Source organism: Pseudomonas sp. BF-R-24, assembly GCF_019947335.1.
GTDB lineage: Bacteria > Pseudomonadota > Gammaproteobacteria > Pseudomonadales > Pseudomonadaceae > Aquipseudomonas > Aquipseudomonas jessenii.
The window spans coordinates 146,575-163,509 of the sequence record NZ_JAGYGG010000012.1 but is presented as its reverse complement, the minus strand read 5'-3'; the positions used below and the strand labels follow the sequence as shown (position 1 = coordinate 163,509).

18 protein-coding genes are annotated in these 16,935 nt (G+C 60.4%); 10 read left to right on the top strand and 8 right to left on the bottom strand.

Translation table 11 applies throughout. The features are described from left to right. Positions 1 to 281 precede the first annotated feature (281 nt). Positions 282 to 938, bottom strand: coding sequence for a thiopurine S-methyltransferase (locus KGA98_RS12670; protein ID WP_223502458.1), 657 nt, complete (start codon positions 936 to 938; stop codon positions 282 to 284). A 102-nt stretch (positions 939 to 1,040) separates the two neighbouring features. Between KGA98_RS12670 and KGA98_RS12665 the strand changes: the two genes are divergently transcribed. Beyond that, positions 1,041 to 1,808 carry a DODA-type extradiol aromatic ring-opening family dioxygenase gene (locus tag KGA98_RS12665; RefSeq protein WP_223502456.1) on the top strand — a complete coding sequence of 256 codons (768 nt, stop codon included), beginning with the start codon at positions 1,041 to 1,043 and terminating at the stop codon, positions 1,806 to 1,808. 169 nt (positions 1,809 to 1,977) lie between these two features. Here KGA98_RS12665 and KGA98_RS12660 read toward each other — a convergent pair whose 3' ends face one another. After that, positions 1,978 to 3,651: a DEAD/DEAH box helicase gene (locus KGA98_RS12660; protein WP_007973525.1), complete on the bottom strand. Its 1,674-nt coding sequence runs from the start codon at positions 3,649 to 3,651 to the stop codon at positions 1,978 to 1,980. A gap of 422 nt (positions 3,652 to 4,073) precedes the next feature. On the opposite strand from KGA98_RS12660, the gene KGA98_RS12655 reads away from it, so the two are divergent. Next, complete coding sequence (locus KGA98_RS12655; protein ID WP_218494463.1) at positions 4,074 to 4,865, top strand: crotonase/enoyl-CoA hydratase family protein; 792 nt, start codon at positions 4,074 to 4,076, stop codon at positions 4,863 to 4,865. Between the two features lie 106 nt (positions 4,866 to 4,971). Here KGA98_RS12655 and KGA98_RS12650 read toward each other — a convergent pair whose 3' ends face one another. Beyond that, positions 4,972 to 5,727, bottom strand: coding sequence for a spermidine synthase (locus KGA98_RS12650; RefSeq protein ID WP_102672544.1), 756 nt, complete (start codon positions 5,725 to 5,727; stop codon positions 4,972 to 4,974). Positions 5,728 to 5,877: 150 nt separating this feature from the next. Here KGA98_RS12650 and KGA98_RS12645 point away from each other — a divergent pair, with 150 nt between their 5' ends. Further along, entirely contained in the window at positions 5,878 to 7,224 is a 1,347-nt protein-coding gene (locus KGA98_RS12645) for a class II 3-deoxy-7-phosphoheptulonate synthase (RefSeq protein WP_150759484.1), read from the top strand. A gap of 122 nt (positions 7,225 to 7,346) precedes the next feature. Here the strand turns inward: KGA98_RS12645 and KGA98_RS12640 are convergent, their stop codons facing one another. After that, positions 7,347 to 8,576 (bottom strand): winged helix-turn-helix domain-containing protein, encoded by a 1,230-nt coding sequence (locus KGA98_RS12640; protein ID WP_223502455.1) that lies wholly within the window; start codon positions 8,574 to 8,576, stop codon positions 7,347 to 7,349. 64 nt (positions 8,577 to 8,640) lie between these two features. Further along, on the bottom strand, positions 8,641 to 8,856 hold the full coding sequence (locus KGA98_RS12635) for a DUF1127 domain-containing protein (RefSeq protein WP_008049076.1): 216 nt from the start codon (positions 8,854 to 8,856) through the stop codon (positions 8,641 to 8,643). Between the two features lie 95 nt (positions 8,857 to 8,951). Between KGA98_RS12635 and KGA98_RS12630 the strand changes: the two genes are divergently transcribed. Next, positions 8,952 to 9,806, top strand: coding sequence for a LysR substrate-binding domain-containing protein (locus tag KGA98_RS12630; RefSeq protein WP_150812291.1), 855 nt, complete (start codon positions 8,952 to 8,954; stop codon positions 9,804 to 9,806). On the opposite strand, the gene KGA98_RS12625 is transcribed toward KGA98_RS12630, so the two are convergent. Beyond that, a complete protein-coding gene (locus KGA98_RS12625; protein ID WP_223502454.1) occupies positions 9,796 to 10,545 on the bottom strand; it encodes a sulfite exporter TauE/SafE family protein in 750 nt (249 codons plus the stop codon). The two genes, KGA98_RS12630 and KGA98_RS12625, sit on opposite strands and share 11 nt — an antisense overlap. Positions 10,546 to 10,656: 111 nt before the next feature. On the opposite strand from KGA98_RS12625, the gene KGA98_RS12620 reads away from it, so the two are divergent. The 4 genes from KGA98_RS12620 (at position 10,657) to KGA98_RS12605 (ending at position 13,973) form a co-directional block, all read left to right on the top strand. Then, entirely contained in the window at positions 10,657 to 11,613 is a 957-nt protein-coding gene (locus KGA98_RS12620) for a LysR family transcriptional regulator (RefSeq protein WP_223502453.1), read from the top strand. A 67-nt stretch (positions 11,614 to 11,680) separates the two neighbouring features. Further along, positions 11,681 to 12,142 (top strand): MarR family winged helix-turn-helix transcriptional regulator, encoded by a 462-nt coding sequence (locus tag KGA98_RS12615; RefSeq protein ID WP_150812289.1) that lies wholly within the window; start codon positions 11,681 to 11,683, stop codon positions 12,140 to 12,142. 363 nt (positions 12,143 to 12,505) lie between these two features. Next, positions 12,506 to 12,925, top strand: a complete 420-nt coding sequence (locus tag KGA98_RS12610) for an organic hydroperoxide resistance protein (RefSeq protein WP_046031808.1) — start codon at positions 12,506 to 12,508, stop codon at positions 12,923 to 12,925. Positions 12,926 to 12,959: 34 nt separating this feature from the next. Next, a complete protein-coding gene (locus tag KGA98_RS12605) occupies positions 12,960 to 13,973 on the top strand; it encodes an alpha/beta hydrolase (protein ID WP_218494459.1) in 1,014 nt (337 codons plus the stop codon). A 174-nt stretch (positions 13,974 to 14,147) separates the two neighbouring features. Here the strand turns inward: KGA98_RS12605 and KGA98_RS12600 are convergent, their stop codons facing one another. Both KGA98_RS12600 and earP read right to left on the bottom strand, forming a co-directional pair. Next, positions 14,148 to 14,717 (bottom strand): elongation factor P, encoded by a 570-nt coding sequence (locus KGA98_RS12600; RefSeq protein WP_007943632.1) that lies wholly within the window; start codon positions 14,715 to 14,717, stop codon positions 14,148 to 14,150. 48 nt (positions 14,718 to 14,765) lie between these two features. After that, entirely contained in the window at positions 14,766 to 15,908 is a 1,143-nt protein-coding gene (earP, locus tag KGA98_RS12595; RefSeq protein ID WP_223502452.1) for an elongation factor P maturation arginine rhamnosyltransferase EarP, read from the bottom strand. 124 nt (positions 15,909 to 16,032) lie between these two features. Between earP and KGA98_RS12590 the strand changes: the two genes are divergently transcribed. Further along, on the top strand, positions 16,033 to 16,443 hold the full coding sequence (locus KGA98_RS12590) for a hypothetical protein (RefSeq protein WP_057713813.1): 411 nt from the start codon (positions 16,033 to 16,035) through the stop codon (positions 16,441 to 16,443). Positions 16,444 to 16,445: 2 nt separating this feature from the next. After that, positions 16,446 to 16,928, top strand: coding sequence for a GreA/GreB family elongation factor (locus KGA98_RS12585; RefSeq protein ID WP_150812285.1), 483 nt, complete (start codon positions 16,446 to 16,448; stop codon positions 16,926 to 16,928). Positions 16,929 to 16,935 lie beyond the last annotated feature (7 nt).

Here is a 16,935-nt window from a genome sequence, read left to right as displayed (position 1 = left end):
ACCCTTGCCTCTGGCTAACACTTCCCCTTGCCGGGTGTGTAGAGGACTTTCACCTCCAAGTCACCAGCGAGGCCACCACAGCCAAGCTGGTTGCGCTTACGCGCAACGCGCCATGCCTGGCGCACAAGCAAAAGGCCCGCAGCGATGCGGGCCTTTTTTTGTCTGCTGGAATGTTTCGGTGTTTTTAGGGCCTCTTCGCGAGCAAGCCCGCTCCCACAGGGGATCGCGGTCAAATGTGGGAGCGGGCTTGCTCGCGAAGGGGCCAGTGCAGCTAACCGCTCCTACCGGCTGGAAACCCGATACACCCGCTCCTCAAGCCGCGTGACACCCGCCTCCAGGAATTTCCCGCTCTCGCTCAACACATCCTGATCTTCCAGGATCTTCAGCGCCCATGAGCCCCCGAACAACCGCCGCACCTCATCATCGAGCACAGCAAACGGCGGGCCGGACATTTGCGCCTGGTCATAGTCCAGGGTAATCACCAGGCCATGGGACTCCTTCGGCAATATCCGCTTCAAATGGGCGGCGTAGCGCTCTCGCATTTCCGCCGGCAGCGCGATCAACGCCGCGCGATCATAAAGCGCGGAGCAGTCGGCCACATCGCCTGCCGTCAGCTCGAAGAAATCGCCGCACCACAGCTCAATGGAACCTGCCCGATAAACCTTGAACGGCCCCTGCTCGCTGATGGCCGGATCAAAGCCATGTTCGCTGAAAAACTCCTCGACGGCTTTTTCCGACAGTTCGACTCCCAAGACCTCATGGCGTTGATGGGCGAGCCATAGCAAATCCAGGCTTTTTCCACATAACGGCACCAACACGCGTGCGCCTTCTTCAAGGCTTAACGCTGGCCAGAACCGCTTCAGATGAGGGTTCACCTGCGGCAGATGAAAGCCGATCTGGTTCGCCGCCCATTTCTTGTGCCAAAACTCCGGCTGCATAAATAACCCCGAAAATTCGATCAAAACACTCTAAAACTTATATTAGATTTAGATTAATGATCTGACTGAAGATGTTGCATCTTAACTCTCAGGAGCTCATTCATGTTCCCCAGCTTGTACATATCCCACGGCTCCCCCATGCTCGCCCTGGAACCCGGCGCCAGCGGGCCGGCACTTGCCCGCCTGGCCACCGAGATACCGAAGCCCAAGGCCATCGTGATTGTTTCCGCGCACTGGGAAAGCAATGAGCTGCTGGTCAGCGGCAATCCACAACCGGAAACCTGGCATGACTTCGGGGGCTTCCCCAAAGCCCTGTTCGAAGTCCAGTACCCGGCTCCCGGCGATCCACGACTCGCCGCCGAGGTTGCCGAACTATTGAAAACCGCTGGCTTTGCTGCACGTATCGACAGCAATCGGCCTTTCGACCATGGCGTCTGGGTGCCTTTATCGCTGATGTATCCGCAGGCAGACATCCCGATTGTCCAGGTTTCATTGCCCACCCGTGGCGGTCCCGCCCTGCAGACCCGTGTTGGCCACGCGCTGGCCAGCCTGCGCGAGCATGGCGTCCTGCTGATCGGCTCCGGCAGCATCACTCACAACCTGCGGGAACTGGACTGGCATGCCGGCCCCGAGAGCGTTGAGCCCTGGGCCCTGGCGTTTCGCGACTGGATGATCGACAAACTCGCAGCGAACGACGAAGCCGCGCTGCACGACTATCGCGCGCAGGCGCCAAACGCTGTACGCAATCATCCGAGTGATGAGCACTTGTTGCCGTTGTACTTTGCCCGCGCCGCTGGCGGGCAGTTCAGCGTTGCTCACCAAGGGTTCACCATGGGAGCGCTGGGCATGGATATTTACCGCTTCGGCTGACAGACAGACCGAGTTGCCCCCATCGCGAGCAGGCTCGCTCCCACATTTGATCTGCGGCACCTGTGGGAGCGAGCCTGCTCGCGAATGCCGCGCCGCCGATTGAAAGGCAAAAAAAATCCCCGAACCAGTCGGGGATTTTTTATGTTCGGTCAATCAGCCCGAGAGCGGATCAATCTTCGCGGTAGCGACGCAGCTTCAACTGCTTACCGGCAACGCGAGTGTCCTTCAGCTTGGTCAGCAACTTCTCCAGACCATCTTCCGGCAGCTCGACGAGGCTGAAGCTGTCACGCACCTGGATGCGACCGATCGCTTCACGCGCCAGGCCACCTTCGTTGAGGATGGCGCCCAGCAGGTTCTTGGCGGCGATACCGTCACGCGCGCCCAGCGCGGTACGGCAACGTGCACGGCCTTCGCCCAGTGGCATCGGAGCGCGACGCTCGCGGTCACCACGCTCAGGACGATCACCGGAGCGCTCAGGACGATCACCACGCGGTGCATTGTTCGGCACCAGTGGACGCTCTTTCTCGATAGCGGCCAGGTTCAGCGCTTGACCGTTGGTAGCCTTGCGCAGCAGGGCTGCGGCCAGGGCACGCGGGCTGCAACCGATGTCGGCGGTCAGGCGATCGAGCAGATCACCGTGGGTCGATTCGGCTTCAGCCACCAGCGGCGACAGGCTGTTGGTCAGCTTCTTGATGCGCGCATCCAGAACGGCTTGAGCGTCCGGCAGGCGAACTTCAGCAACCTTTTGACCGGTTACACGCTCGATCACTTGCAGCATGCGGCGCTCACGCGGAGTCACCAGCAGCAGTGCACGACCTTCGCGACCGGCACGGCCGGTACGGCCGATACGGTGAACGTAGGACTCTGGGTCGTACGGCATGTCAACGTTGAACACGTGAGTGATGCGCGGAACGTCCAGGCCACGAGCGGCAACGTCGGTCGCCACAACGATGTCCAGACGGCCATCCTTGAGGGAGTCGATCACGCGCTCACGCTGGTTCTGGGCGATGTCACCGTTCAGCGCAGCGGCTTTGTAGCCTTTGGCTTCCAGGGCACTGGCCAGGTCCAGGGTCGCTTGCTTGGTGCGTACGAACATGATCAGGGCGTCGAAATCTTCCACTTCCAGCAAGCTGAGAACGGCCGAAGTCTTCTGGTCAGCGTGAACCAGCAGGTGAGCCTGCTCGATCGCGGTAACGGTCTGGGTCTTGCTCTGAATCTTGACGTGCTTCGGATCGCGCAGGTGGCGTTCGGCGATGGCACGGATCGATTGCGGCAAGGTAGCCGAGAACAGTACGGTCTGACGGGTTTCCGGCATGGCCTTGAAGATAACTTCCAGGTCGTCCATGAAGCCCAGCTTGAGCATTTCGTCGGCTTCGTCGAGAACCAGGTGGTTCACGGTCGCCAGTACTTTTTCGTCGCGACGCAGGTGGTCGCACAGACGGCCCGGAGTGGCGACAACGATTTGCGCGCCATTACGGATTGCTTTCAGTTGTGGGCCCATCGGCGCGCCGCCGTAGACAGCCACAACAGTCACGCCCGGCATTTGCTTGGCGTAGGTTTCGAAAGCGGTTGCAACTTGTAGCGCCAACTCACGAGTTGGGGCCAGGATCAGAGCTTGCGGCTCGCGCTTGGACGGATCAATGCGGTGCAGAATTGGCAGGGCAAAGGCAGCGGTTTTACCGGTACCGGTTTGCGCCTGACCAATCATATCGTGACCGGCGAGAATGATCGGGATCGACTGCTGCTGAATGGCCGAAGGCTCTTCATAGCCGGTAGCGACTACTGCAGCGACAATATTTGGATGAAGTTCAAGAGCGGCGAAGCCGCCGATTTCCTGGGTCATGGGTCTGCCTCTAAGTGCATCCGCAAAGACCCATGCTCCAAAGCTGCACATGCCGTGTTGAGACTCAAGAGTCGCCCTGGCAGCTTTGTCGGCGGGGATTTGCGAAAACGAATGAATGAAAAGAATCGTCAAGGAAGAGTCCGCTGGGCGGACGTGCAGCCGAAGCTGGCTTCGGGGAATTGCGCTACCTAAACGCGGCCCGGTTAAAGGCCGGCGCGCACTATACCGGAATTCGCCCAAAAAGGGAGCTTTTTTTATCGGAAATCCACCGGATACACCGTTGTGTAACAGGCTTTGCGAATAATCGGTCAGCCGTCTATTTTTCAAAGGCCCGGCCCTGCGGGTGATAGCGCTAAAACGGTTCACCCTTTGCCGTGCAGACCGTCGGTCTGGCACGCCTTTCCCACCCCGAGGACCGCTCCATGAATCAGCCCAGCTCCAGTCGAGTCAGCCGCGAACGGCATGGTCATGTGTTCCTGATCGGTCTGGATCGGGTGGCCAAGCGCAATGCCTTCGATCTCGACCTGCTCAACGCGTTGAGCCTGGCCTATGGCGAGTTCGAAGCCGACAGCGAGGCGCGGGTGGCGGTGGTGTTCGCTCATGGCGAACACTTCACCGCCGGGCTCGACCTGGTCAATGCCAGCGTCACACTGACAGATGGCTGGCAGGTTCCACCCGGCGGCTGTGATCCGTGGGCGGTGTTCGCAGGTCCCAGGGTCAGCAAACCGGTAATCGTCGCCGCCCAGGGCTACTGCCTGACCATCGGCATCGAGTTGATGCTGGCCGCCGACATCAACCTGTGCGCCAGCAACACCCGGTTCGCGCAAATGGAAGTGCAACGCGGAATCTTCCCGTTCGGCGGCGCCACCCTGCGCCTGCATCAGGTCGCCGGCTGGGGCAATGCCATGCGCTGGTTGCTGACCGGTGATGAATTCGACGCCCGTGATGCCTTGCACCTGGGTCTGGTGCAGGAGGTCATGGCCAGTGAGGACTTGCTGCCCCGGGCGATTGAATTGGCCGAACGGATCGCCCGTCAGGCACCGCTTGGGGTGCAGGCGACGCTGATGTCTGCGCGACAGGCCCGGTATGAAGGGGAAACCGCGGCGGCACAGGCGTTGCCGCAGCTAGTCAAAAAGTTGATGGCTACCGAGGACGTCAAGGAAGGTGTGCGGTCGATGGTGGAGCGGCGGCCGGGTGTCTTCAAAGGGCTTTAGCCTTGTATTGCCAGTAAGAAAGCTATCGCGAGCAAGCTCGCTCCCACAGGGGATCGCGGTCAAATGTGGGAGCGAGCCTGCTCGCGATGGGGCCATCACTGACAACTCAGGTAGCTGGGCGAATCGCCTTGATCAACGAATCCAGCGAGTACCCCAACCGCGGCGCCAGCGCTTCGGCGCGGGCGATCAGGCCGTCCATGTCCAGTTCCTGGTCCAGCTCCGACGGCACGATCAGAATCACGTTGCCCTCCTTCACCGGCAGCTCCCAGTAATGTCGGTGATACAAACCGCGCAACAAGGCGGCGCCCAGGGGTTTGCCATCGTCGGTCGCCCACTGATTGATGACCAGCCAGCCACCCGGATTCAATCGCTTCTGGCAGTTTTCCAGAAAGCTCCAGGCCAGATGACCGACACCCGGACCGACATCGGTATAAAGGTCGACGAAAATCAGGTCGGCCGACTCAGCGGTGTCCAGCAGTTCCAGCGCATCGCCAACGCGGATGTACAGACGCGGATCGTCATCCAGCCCCAGATATTCAATAGCCAGGCGCGGTACGTCCGGGCGTAGTTCGATGGCTTCGACATCTTCCAGCGGCAGGAACTTGAGGCAGGCCTGGGTCAGCGTCCCGGCGCCGAGGCCGAGAAACAGCGCACTTTCCGGTTGCTGGTGGCACAGCGCACCAATCAGCATCGCCCGGGTGTAGTCGTACTCGAGCCAGCTCGGATCGGCCGTGAACACGCAGCTTTGCTCGATGGCATCACCGAACTCGAGAAAACGGTAATCGGCCACTTCCAGCACACGAATCACGCCGAACTCGTCCTGTACCTCGGCGAGCAGATGCTCGACGCGCTCCTCAGTCATTTCATCTCCTGATCGTCACCGGGGCCGGCAACGCAATAACACCGCGTGTAGAGAGCGGCAAAGGCGAGATTGTCGGCGAAGCGACAGGAACAGGTCACGCACTAATTTGCTGATAACATGGACGTCCGAGCGAAAACACTAGAGACCGTGATGAGCCAACCCTGGAGCCCTGACAGCTGGCGCGCCCTGCCGATCCAGCAACAACCCCGATACCCCGACGCCGCGCATCTGCAGCAGGTCGAGCAGACCCTGGCCAGCTATCCGCCACTGGTGTTTGCCGGTGAAGCCCGGGAGTTGCGCCGTCAGTTTGCCGAGGTGACCCAGGGCCGCGCGTTTCTGTTGCAGGGTGGCGACTGCGCCGAAAGCTTCGCCGAATTCTCCGCGGCGAAAATCCGCGACACCTTCAAGGTGTTGTTGCAGATGGCGATCGTGATGACCTTTGCCGCCGGTTGTCCGGTGGTCAAGGTCGGGCGCATGGCCGGGCAGTTCGCCAAGCCCCGTTCGGCCAATGACGAAACCATCGATGGCGTGACCTTGCCCGCCTACCGTGGCGACATCGTCAACGGCATCGGTTTCGACGAAAAAAGCCGCGTGCCGGACCCGGAACGCCTGCTGCAGTCCTATCACCAGTCCACCGCCACCCTGAACCTGTTGCGTGCATTTGCCCAGGGCGGTTTTGCCGATCTGCACCAGGTGCACAAGTGGAACCTGGACTTCATTGCCAACTCGGCGCTGGCGGAAAAGTACAGCCACCTGGCCGACCGTATCGATGAAACCCTGGCATTCATGCGCGCCTGCGGCATGGACAGCTCGCCGCAGTTACGCGAAACCAGTTTCTTCACCGCCCACGAAGCGCTGCTGCTGAACTACGAAGAAGCCTTCGTGCGTCGCGACAGCCTGACCAACGACTACTACGACTGCTCGGCCCACATGCTGTGGATCGGCGACCGCACCCGTCAGCTGGACGGCGCCCACGTCGAATTCCTGCGCGGGGTGAACAACCCGATCGGGGTCAAGGTCGGCCCGAGCATGAACCCGGACGACCTGATTCGCTTGATCGACGTGCTCAACCCGCAGAACGATCCGGGTCGCCTGAACCTGATCGCGCGGATGGGCGCAAACAAGGTCGGCGATCACTTGCCGCAGCTGATCCGCGCCGTCCAGCGCGAAGGCAAGCAGGTGCTGTGGAGTTCGGACCCGATGCACGGCAACACCATCAAGGCCAGCAGCGGCTACAAGACCCGCGACTTTGCACAGATCCTTGGCGAGGTGAAGCAGTTCTTCCAGGTACACGAAGCCGAAGGCAGTTATGCCGGGGGTATCCACATTGAAATGACCGGGCAGAACGTGACCGAGTGCATCGGTGGTGCGCGCCCGATTACCGAGGATGGCTTGTCGGATCGCTATCACACCCACTGCGACCCGCGGATGAATGCCGATCAGTCGCTGGAGCTGGCGTTTTTGATTGCTGAAACCTTGAAGCAGGTTCGGCGCTAGATTTTGCTTCTCTGATAGACCGCCATCGCGAGCAAGCTCGCTCCCACACTTGATTTGTGAACGACACAGAACCAATGTGGGAGCGAGCTTGCTCCGGGCGGCGATCCGACGATGGCGTCAGTTCAAACACCGCCAATTTGTGCCAGTGCCACCCGCAACCTCGCCGCACTCGCCCGCGGGCAATTCAGCTGAACCTGTGCCAGCCCCAGCCAATCCGCCATCTGCCGCAGATTGACCGCCAACGCCAACATCCCCTCGTCATCCAGCCCCGCCTCCTCCTCATGCACCGCATGCACCGCCAAACGGCCCGCCCCCCGTTCGGCGCGCAGATCGACTCGTGCGGCAATCCGTTCGTTGTGCAAAAACGGCAGGACGTAATAGCCGTACACCCGTTTGTCCGGCGGCGTGTAGATCTCCAGCCGATAGCGGAAATCAAACAGCCGCTCGGTCCGGCTGCGTTCCCAGATCAACGAATCGAACGGCGAAAGCAAGGCACTGGCCACGACTTTACGCGGCACTTTTGGCTCGGGCAGACAATAGGCCGGTTGTCGCCAGCCCTGGACTTCGCAGGTCAGCAATTCCCCGGCCTCGACCAACTCGGCCAAACGTGGACGACTGTCCGCAGGGTTCAAGCGGAAATAGTCACGCAAATCCTTCTCCGTACCGACCCCCAAGGCCGTTGCCGCATGCCGCAACAGGCCGCGCTGGGCCTCGCCTTCACTCAGGACGGGGTGCGCAAGCACCGCCGAGGGAATCACTCGCTCCGGCAGATCGTAGAGCCTTTCGAATCCGCGCCGTCCGGCAACAGTCACTTCACCGGCAGCGAACAACCATTCCAGCGCATGCTTTTCCGCGCTCCAGTCCCACCAGGGGCCGGCCCGTTCCTGACGGGTCGACAGGCTGCCGGCCCCCAGCGCGCCCTGCTCCTCGACCGAGGCCAGCACCCGGCGAATTGTGTCCTGTTGCTCACGACCGAAGCGCGCCAGCTGCTGATAAATGTCCTCGCCACGTCTGGCACGCTGCATGCGCCAGCGCATCAGCGGGAACATGGAAAGTGGCAACAACGAGGCTTCATGGCCCCAATACTCGAACAACGTACGGCACCGGCCCTGACTCCAGGCAGCCTGGTCGAGCAAATCGGAAGAGTAGTTACCGAGACGGGAAAACAGCGGAAGGTAGTGCGAGCGCACCAATGCATTGACCGAATCGATCTGCAAAATGCCCAGCCGTTCGATCAGGCGATTGAGCGCAACAGCCTTGATCGCCGTTGGCGGCGACCGCCCGTTGAACCCTTGGGCGGCCAGCGCCAGACGCCGAGCCTGTTTGAGGGTAAAGGACAACGTTGCGGGCATGGGTGCCTCCTTGTCTGCTCGCAACCTACCTCACCGGTAAGGGGTTTGTGTAGCGTGGCATTCATCATTTATGCATCGGGTCATTCCAGAACGGCTTGATCGACTCGTTCTCCACATCCGCACGGCTCATGCCGATGTCCTTGAGTGCTTCGTCGCTCAAGCTCGCCAACAATTCGCGCTCGCGATGCAATTCGTACCAGCGGCCGACCTTGTGCAGCAGATCGGATATCACGTGAATCGAGTGTTTTTCTGATCCTTGGAACTCGTGTTGACCTTTCATCTTGTTGCCCTCCGTTTGGATGGCTCCAGTCTCGCGCCGGGTCTAAGATCAATCCAACGAATGTTTCTGATGTCACATATCTCGGAGATTGATGGATGTCCGCCTACCCGAGTATCGATACCGAAGTGTTGCGCACCTTCGTCGCCATCGCCGACCAGGGCGGCTTTACCCGCGCCGGCGAAATCGTCAACCGCACCCAGTCCGCCGTCAGCATGCAGATGAAACGACTGGAAGAAGATGTGCTGCAGCGTCAGTTGTTCCAGCGCGACGGGCGGCAGGTACGACTGACGGCTGAAGGCCAGGTGCTGCTCGGCTATGCGCGACGCATCCTCAAGCTGCACAGCGAGGTCTTCAATACCTTGCGTGAGCCCGACATGGTCGGCACGGTGCGTATCGGCACGCCGGACGATTATGTGATGCGGTTCCTCCCGGGGATTCTGCGCCGGTTTGCCCAGTCTTACCCGCTGATTCAGATAGAAGTGCACTGCGAATCATCCAAACAACTGCTGATGCGCCAGGACCTCGACCTGTCCATCGTGACCCGTGAACCGGGCAGCGAAATCGGCCAGTTGTTGCGCAAGGAACGTTTTGTCTGGGCCGAAGCGCAATGCTACAGCGCTCATGAGCAGACGCCGCTGCCACTGGCAATGTTCAACAGTGATTGTTTCTGCCGCCTGTGGGCCTGCAATGCCCTGGATGCCCGGGGGCGCGATTACCGGGTGGCGTACAACAGCGACAGCCTGTCGGCGATCATGGCCGTGGTCAGCGCCGGCCTGGCCGTCACGGCGCAACTTGAAAGCCTGATCACCGCGGACATGCGCATCCTCGGTGAGGCCCAGGACCTGCCGCTGCTGCCCGAGGCCAGCATCATGCTGGTGCGCAACCTGCATAACCCGTCCCCCATCACCGAGTGCCTGGCCGAACACATCATCGAAGGCTTCAAACTTTGAAGGCGAGCATCACCGCACAGAACACCAGGAACCCGCAAAACAGCCCACGCAGCAGCCGCTCCGGCAATGCGTGGGCAACCTTCACGCCCCAACTGATGCTCATCAGCCCACCGACCGCCAAGGGCAAGCCGATCACCCAACTGACCTGATGGTGCACGGCGTAAGTCACCAGCGTCACCCCCGTACTCGGCAAGGCCAGCGCCAACGACAGCCCCTGCGCAACCACTTGGCTCGTGCCGAACAGACTGGTCAGCACCGGTGTCGCCACCACCGCGCCCCCCACGCCGAACAACCCGCCCATCGTGCCGGATGCAGCGCCAAGCAGGCCCAGCCAGGGCCATGAGTAGTTCATCTGCGAAGCCGGCGGAGCACTGGCGGCGAACATGCGAACGAGGTTGTACGCCGAGAGTGCGATCAGAAACGCGACAAAGCCTATGCGCATGGTTTGCGCATCAATGCCCACCGCCCAGATCGACCCGAGCCAGGCGAAGCAGAACCCCATGATGGCCAGCGGTAACGCGTGGCGCAGTTCGATCCGGTTGCGCTGATGATAGCGCCACAGCGCCAGCATCACGTTCGGCACCACCATCACCAGCGCGGTGCCTTGGGCAATCTGCTGATCGAGCCCGAACAGCACGCCCAGCAGCGGAATGGCGATCAGGCCGCCGCCGATGCCAAACAAACCGCCGAGCGTGCCTAACGCAGCGCCGAACACCAGATACATCAAGAACTCAATCACCGTATTTTCCCCGTTGCCGTCAGGACTTTGATCCTACGCAGTTGCTTCTGGCGCGGAAACGCACAGCATCGCACAATGGCTGTGCCAAATTCGCACAAGCACAAACCTGCCATGAACCCCAATCAACTGACCGACCAACTGGCCTTGTTCCTCGACGTGCTGGAAACCGGCAGTTTTTCCGCCGCCTCGCGCCGTCATCCGCTAACCCCTTCGGCCGTGGCACGGCGTATCGACAGCCTGGAAAGCGCGGTCGGCAGTCAGCTGTTCCTGCGCAGCACGCATGCGGTACGCGCCACGCCGGCAGGATTGGCCTTTGCCGAGCGCGCACGGCGGATCGTCGCCGAATTGCGCCTGGCCCGGGCCGAGGCGGTGTCCCTGAGCAGCGCGCCGAAAGGCCTGATTCGTATCGATGCGCCGGCAGCCTTTGGTCGCCGGCACCTGGCACCGGTGATTGCCGATTTCCTGATGCTCTACCCCGGGCTCGATGTGCAGCTGCACTTGATCGACAGCTTCGTCGACATGCAGGGCCTGAACCTCGGCAAGGTCGATTTGGTGCTGCGCGCCGGGCAATTGGCCGATACCCGGCTGGTGGCCACGCCACTGGCGAGCATGGTGCGTATCGCCTGCGCCAGCCCTGATTATTTGCGGCGTCGCGGCGTGCCGACCGAGCCGACACAGCTGATCGAACACGACGGACTCGACTGGGATGGCCTGGCTCCGCCCTTCGCCTGGCGTTTCGAGCGCGACGGGCAAATGCAGTTGCACCGGCCGGCGCGGATCCGCATGAGCGCCAACAATGCCGAGGCGCTGGTGTGCGGCGCATTGGCCGGACTGGGTATCGCGCACCTGCCGACCTGGCTGGCCAGCGAATACCTGTTGCGGGGTGAGTTGCTGCCGCTGTTCTGCGACAGCGGTCTGCCGAAACCGGAAAGCACCGGCATCTACGCCTTGCGCCTGGAACAACAGCCCAACTCCCGTAGTCGCTTGTTGCTGGAGTACCTGAAAACCCGCTTCAGCCCGATTCCGCCCTGGGATCTGGTGCTGCAAACCCATTTGCAACGGCACTGATCAAAATTATCTGGCGCATTAAAGATTCGCCCGCTAGATTCTTCAGATCACAGATCAAGGCTTCGACATGACCACCGAGCGCAACACCCCGGACAACTGCGACAACCTGCTGCTGGACAATCAGGCGTGCTTCGCCCTGCATTCCACTTCGCTGATGATGACCAAGGTCTACAAACCCTTGCTGCAAGCGCTGGGCCTGACCTACCCGCAATACCTGGCGATGATGGTGTTGTGGGAAAAGGACGGTTTGACCGTAGGTGAAATCAGCACGCGGTTGCTGACCGATCCTGGCTCGTTGACGCCGCTGCTCAAGCGCCTGGAAGCCGAAGGCCTGCTCAGCCGAACCCGCAGCCGCGAAGATGAGCGGGTGGTGATCGTCGAACTCACCGAACAGGGCCGGGCGTTGCGCGACAAGGCCCGGGACATTCCCCAATGCATCCTCGGCGCCAGCGGGATGACCCTGGAGCGCCTGAAAAACCTGCAGGCGGAACTGCAGGAGTTGCGTCGCCACCTGCAAGACAGCCTCTAGTCTCCAAACCACCACAAATCCCTTGTGGGAGCGGGCTTGCTCGCGAAATCGGTGTTTCAGTCAACACAAGAGTCGACTGATCTATCGCCTTCGCGAGCAAGCCCGCTCCCACATTTGTTTTGTGCTGTACCGAAAGATCGGGCTCGCCACCTGCTTCTGAAAAAATCTCTGCTGAAAAAATCCCCCCTCGATAGCTCTAGTTCAATACTTTCAACCTAACCCCCCACAGCCTTGTGTCTTTTTTCAAATTTCTTTAAAAAATATCTTGCGCGCTAAACATTAGCGCGATACATTTATTTCGCACTTACTTAGCGCGCAAACATTTAGCGCAAAACAAACAAAACCCTGAACGAGGCTTTCACCATGCAAACTCTCTACACCGCAATCGCAACCTCCACCGGTGGCCGTGACGGTCGTGCGGTTTCCAGCGACAACATCCTCGACGTCAAGCTCGCCACGCCCAAAGAACTCGGCGGTGCCGGCGGCGCAGCCACCAACCCGGAGCAACTGTTCGCTGCCGGCTACTCCGCCTGCTTCATCGGTGCCCTGAAATTCGTGGCCAGCCAGACCAAGCGCAGCATTCCTAACGACGCTTCGATCACCGCTCATGTCGGCATCGGCCAGATCCCTGGCGGCTTCGGCCTGGACATCGACCTGCACATCAGCCTGCCGGGTCTTGAACAAGCCGATGCTCAAGCACTGGTCGATGCGGCCCACCAGGTCTGCCCGTACTCCAACGCCACCCGTGGCAACGTCGATGTGCGTCTGCACGTAACCGTCTAAGCGCTGACTACCCAGGCCCGAACAGGAAACGAACATGAACACTTTCAGCAAAGTCTTGACCGGTACCCTTCTCGCCTTGTCCATCAGCAACGCGTTCGCAGGTACCGGGGTTGAACACAACACCCAGGCGTTCCTCGACGTTCTCAACGCCGGAACCGGCAAGCCGATGGAGCAAATGACGCCCGCCGAGGCCCGCGCCGTGCTGGTGGGCGCGCAGGCCGGGGTGAAGCTGACGCTGCCAAAAGCCGATGTCAGCCAGAAGACCATTCAAGTCGACGGCCAACCGATCAGCCTGACCATCGTCCGGCCGGCCGGGGTCAAGGGCGAGCTGCCGGTGTTCATGTTCTTCCACGGCGGTGGCTGGGTGCTGGGGGACTTCCCGACCCACGAGCGGCTGGTGCGTGACCTGGTGACGGGTTCGGGTGCCGCGGCCGTATTCGTGAACTACACGCCGTCGCCGGAAGCGCATTACCCGGTGGCGATCAACCAGGCTTACGCCGCAACCCGATGGGTGGCCGAGCACGGCAAAGAGATCAACGTCGATGGCCAGCGCCTGGCAGTAGCCGGCAACAGTGTCGGCGGTAACATGGCGGCTGTGGTTGCGCTGATGGCCAAGGACAAGGGCACACCGGCGATCAGGTTCCAGGTGCTGTTGTGGCCGGTGACTGATGCCAACTTCGAAACCGCGTCCTACAACCAGTTTGCCGAAGGGCACTTCCTCACCAAAAACATGATGAAGTGGTTCTGGGACAACTACACCACCGACGCCAAGCAACGGAACGAGATCTACGCCTCGCCACTGCGCGCAACCACCGCCCAGTTGAAAGGATTGCCTCCAGCGCTGGTGCAGACCGCCGGAGCCGACGTGTTGCGCGACGAAGGCGAAGCCTACGCCCGCAAGCTGGACGAGGCCGGTGTGCCGGTGACCTCGGTTCGCTACAACGGCCTGATCCACGACTACGGTTTGCTCAACGTGGTGAGCCAGGTGCCAGCGGTGCGTTCGGCGATGCTGCAGGCTTCGCAAGAGCTCAAGGAACACCTGAAATAAAAACTGTGGGAGCGAGCTTGCTCGCGATAGCGGACTGTCAGGCAACATCTTTGTTGAATGGTCGGACGCCATCGCGAGCGAGCTCGCTCCCACAGGGTTTCTGGTTGAACCCGAAATCGAAGGCAAAAAAAAGCCCGACTCAATGGTCGGGCTTTTTCATTCCTGAAGCTGTGCTTATTTGGCACGGCCTTTGTAGGAACCGCCTTCGCGGGTATCGATCTCGATCATGTCGCCGATTTCGATGAAGTCAGCAACCGACAGCTCGGTACCGTTCTTCAGTTTGGCAGGCTTCATCACCTTGCCGGAAGTGTCGCCGCGAGCGGAACCTTCGGTGTAGTCAACCTGACGCACGATAGTGGTCGGCAGCTCTACGGAAACCAGACGCTCTTCGAAGAAGATCGCTTCGCAAACATCGGTCATGCCTTCTTCAACGAAAGGCAGAACGGCTTCGATGTCTTCAGCGTTCAGCTCGTACATGGTGTAGTCGGTGGTGTCCATGAACGTGTAGGTGTCGCCGCTGATGAAGGACAGGGTCGCTTCTTTGCGGTCGAGGATTACGTCGTCCAGTTTGTCGTCGGCGCTGTAAACGATCTCGGTCTTGTAACCGGTCAGCAGGTTTTTCAGCTTGGTCTTCATGATCGCGCTGTTACGACCAGACTTGGTGAATTCAGCTTTCTGAACCAGCCAAGGATCGTTTTCGAGACGAATCACGGTCCCGGGTTTCAGTTCTTTACCAGTTTTCATTGCGAATATCCGAATTTGGATGGGATTTACAAAAATCTAGGCCGCGTATCATATCCAATTTCCATAAAACTGTACCAGCGCCGTGGCAAGATCGGCCTGCAAGGCCTGCTCCAGACACCACGCCTCGGCGTGTTTTTCCAGCTCTGGCCAGTGTTTACGAGTGAATTGCCAGTGGTCGGCCATTTTTTCACCGGCGTTCCACGCCCGCCAGAGACCGCTGATCGCCTCCCGCGCAGGCGCAGATAACCCTTTTACATAAAGTTCGAGGAAGGCTTCGAGCTTGTCCAGGTGGATGTCTTCTTCCTGCCGGTAGATTTGCCAGAGAAATGGCCGGCCAGCCCATTGGGCGCGCACAAAGGAATCTTCGCCGCGCACGGCATTGAAATCGCAGCACCACAGCAACCGGTCGTACTGGTCCTGGCGGACGAATGGCAGCACTTGCACGGTCAAGGCATCACGCACATGCACGGCACCGGCCGCCAAACCCTGTATACCGAGCCAACGCTCGACGTCACCGAGAATCCGCCCTTCCGGCACCAGCAGATGAGTGGCAGTAGTATCGCCGGCCATTGCATCGAGCCAACTGGCCAGACCGGTGTTTTCGTAGGCAAACAATGAGATCAGCTGCGCGCCGGGCGCAGGATCAATTCCCAAACCTTGCAGGAATTTTCTTTGAGCCTGCGGGTTTTGCTGAAATTGCCGACGCCGTTCCAGCAACCCTCGCTCACGCAGCAGTCCGCCGGTGCCCTTCTTGAATCCTGGGAAGAAGAAGAACTTCTGCACGTTTTTGTACTTCACCGAGGGCAAACCGTGGCAGCCGATGACCCAGTCCTCGGCGCTCAGGTAATCCAGGTTCATCCACAGCGGCGTCTTCTCCCGTTCGGCCATGGCCTCCATATAGGCGCTCGGCAATTGGCAGGCAAATGCAGCAATCACCACATCGGCGGCTTCGGTCGGTTGCCACTCGGCTGGCCATTGGCGTACTTCGACGTCGTGCTGCCACTGCCTGGGAGCATGGATGTCGATTTCCGGGCACAGGCGCTCGAACGCTCGCAGGTCATCGACCCATAGACGCACCGCCAGCCCATGTTCGGCCACCAGTTGCCGGGCCAGTCGCCAGGTCACGCCGATGTCGCCGAAGTTGTCGACCACGGTGCAAAAAATATCCCAGCGGGTTTTCATTTCAGGCATTCCAGGCTCCCGTTGGCAAAGGCGCCGATTGTCCGCATAAATTACCCCGTGCAGAAGAGCCGACGGCGATTATTCTTCATGCGACAATCGCCACTCGCCAGTGACCTTTCGCCAAGAGGCAACCATGCCCCATCGCCCCACTCCGCGCCGATCCTTCCCGATCAGCCTCAGCGCCCTGCAACTGACCGGCAGTATCGCCCTCGGCATGTGGCTCGGGTTCATTGCCATTGTGTTGACCTGCTGGCTCGCGTCGCGCCTGCTTTTCAGCGAGCAACTCGCCCCGGTCGCGGCGGCGGTTGAACAGCTGGCCCAACCACCCGCAGCGGCTCAACCGCTGCCGAACATTCCGCCACAGAGCCCACTGTTCGAGCAATATGAAGAAAACCTGCGCAAGAACGAACAGCAGCAACGTCTTGATCAGGCACGCAGCAGCAGTCGCAACCTGGCCAACCCGAACTGTCAGTTCTGGCTGCAACAGGACCGGACTGCACCCAGCGAAAAAAGCCGCGCCAACGTCCTGCAATTCTGCGATTGATCATGAATAAGCAAACCGTCCACCAACTGATTATCGACAAGCTGCGGATCGATCTCGACATCGCCGAACGGGCCGCGCAAACCGCCTACGAAACGGCGACCCACGAAGAAAACATCGCCGAGAACAAGTACGACACCCTGGGGCTGGAAGCGTCCTATCTCGCGGCCGGGCAAGCCAGGCGGGTCGAGGAAATTCGCCAGTCACTGAGCCTCTGCCAGAACCTCGCCCTGCGTCCGTATGACGATCAGCGGGGCATCGAAGTGGGCGCGCTGCTGGGGCTGGAGGACGAAAAGGGGCGCGAACAATGGCTGTTTCTGGCCCCCGATGCAGCAGGGTTGAAGGTCGATCTGGTGGGGCAACTGATTACCGTCATCACCCCGCGCTCACCGCTGGGCAAAAGCCTGCTGGGCAAGTTCGAGGGCGATGAGGTGGAGATCATGGTAGCGGGCGCTCGGCAACAGTTCGCTGTCACCGAGGTGGTTTGACCGGCAG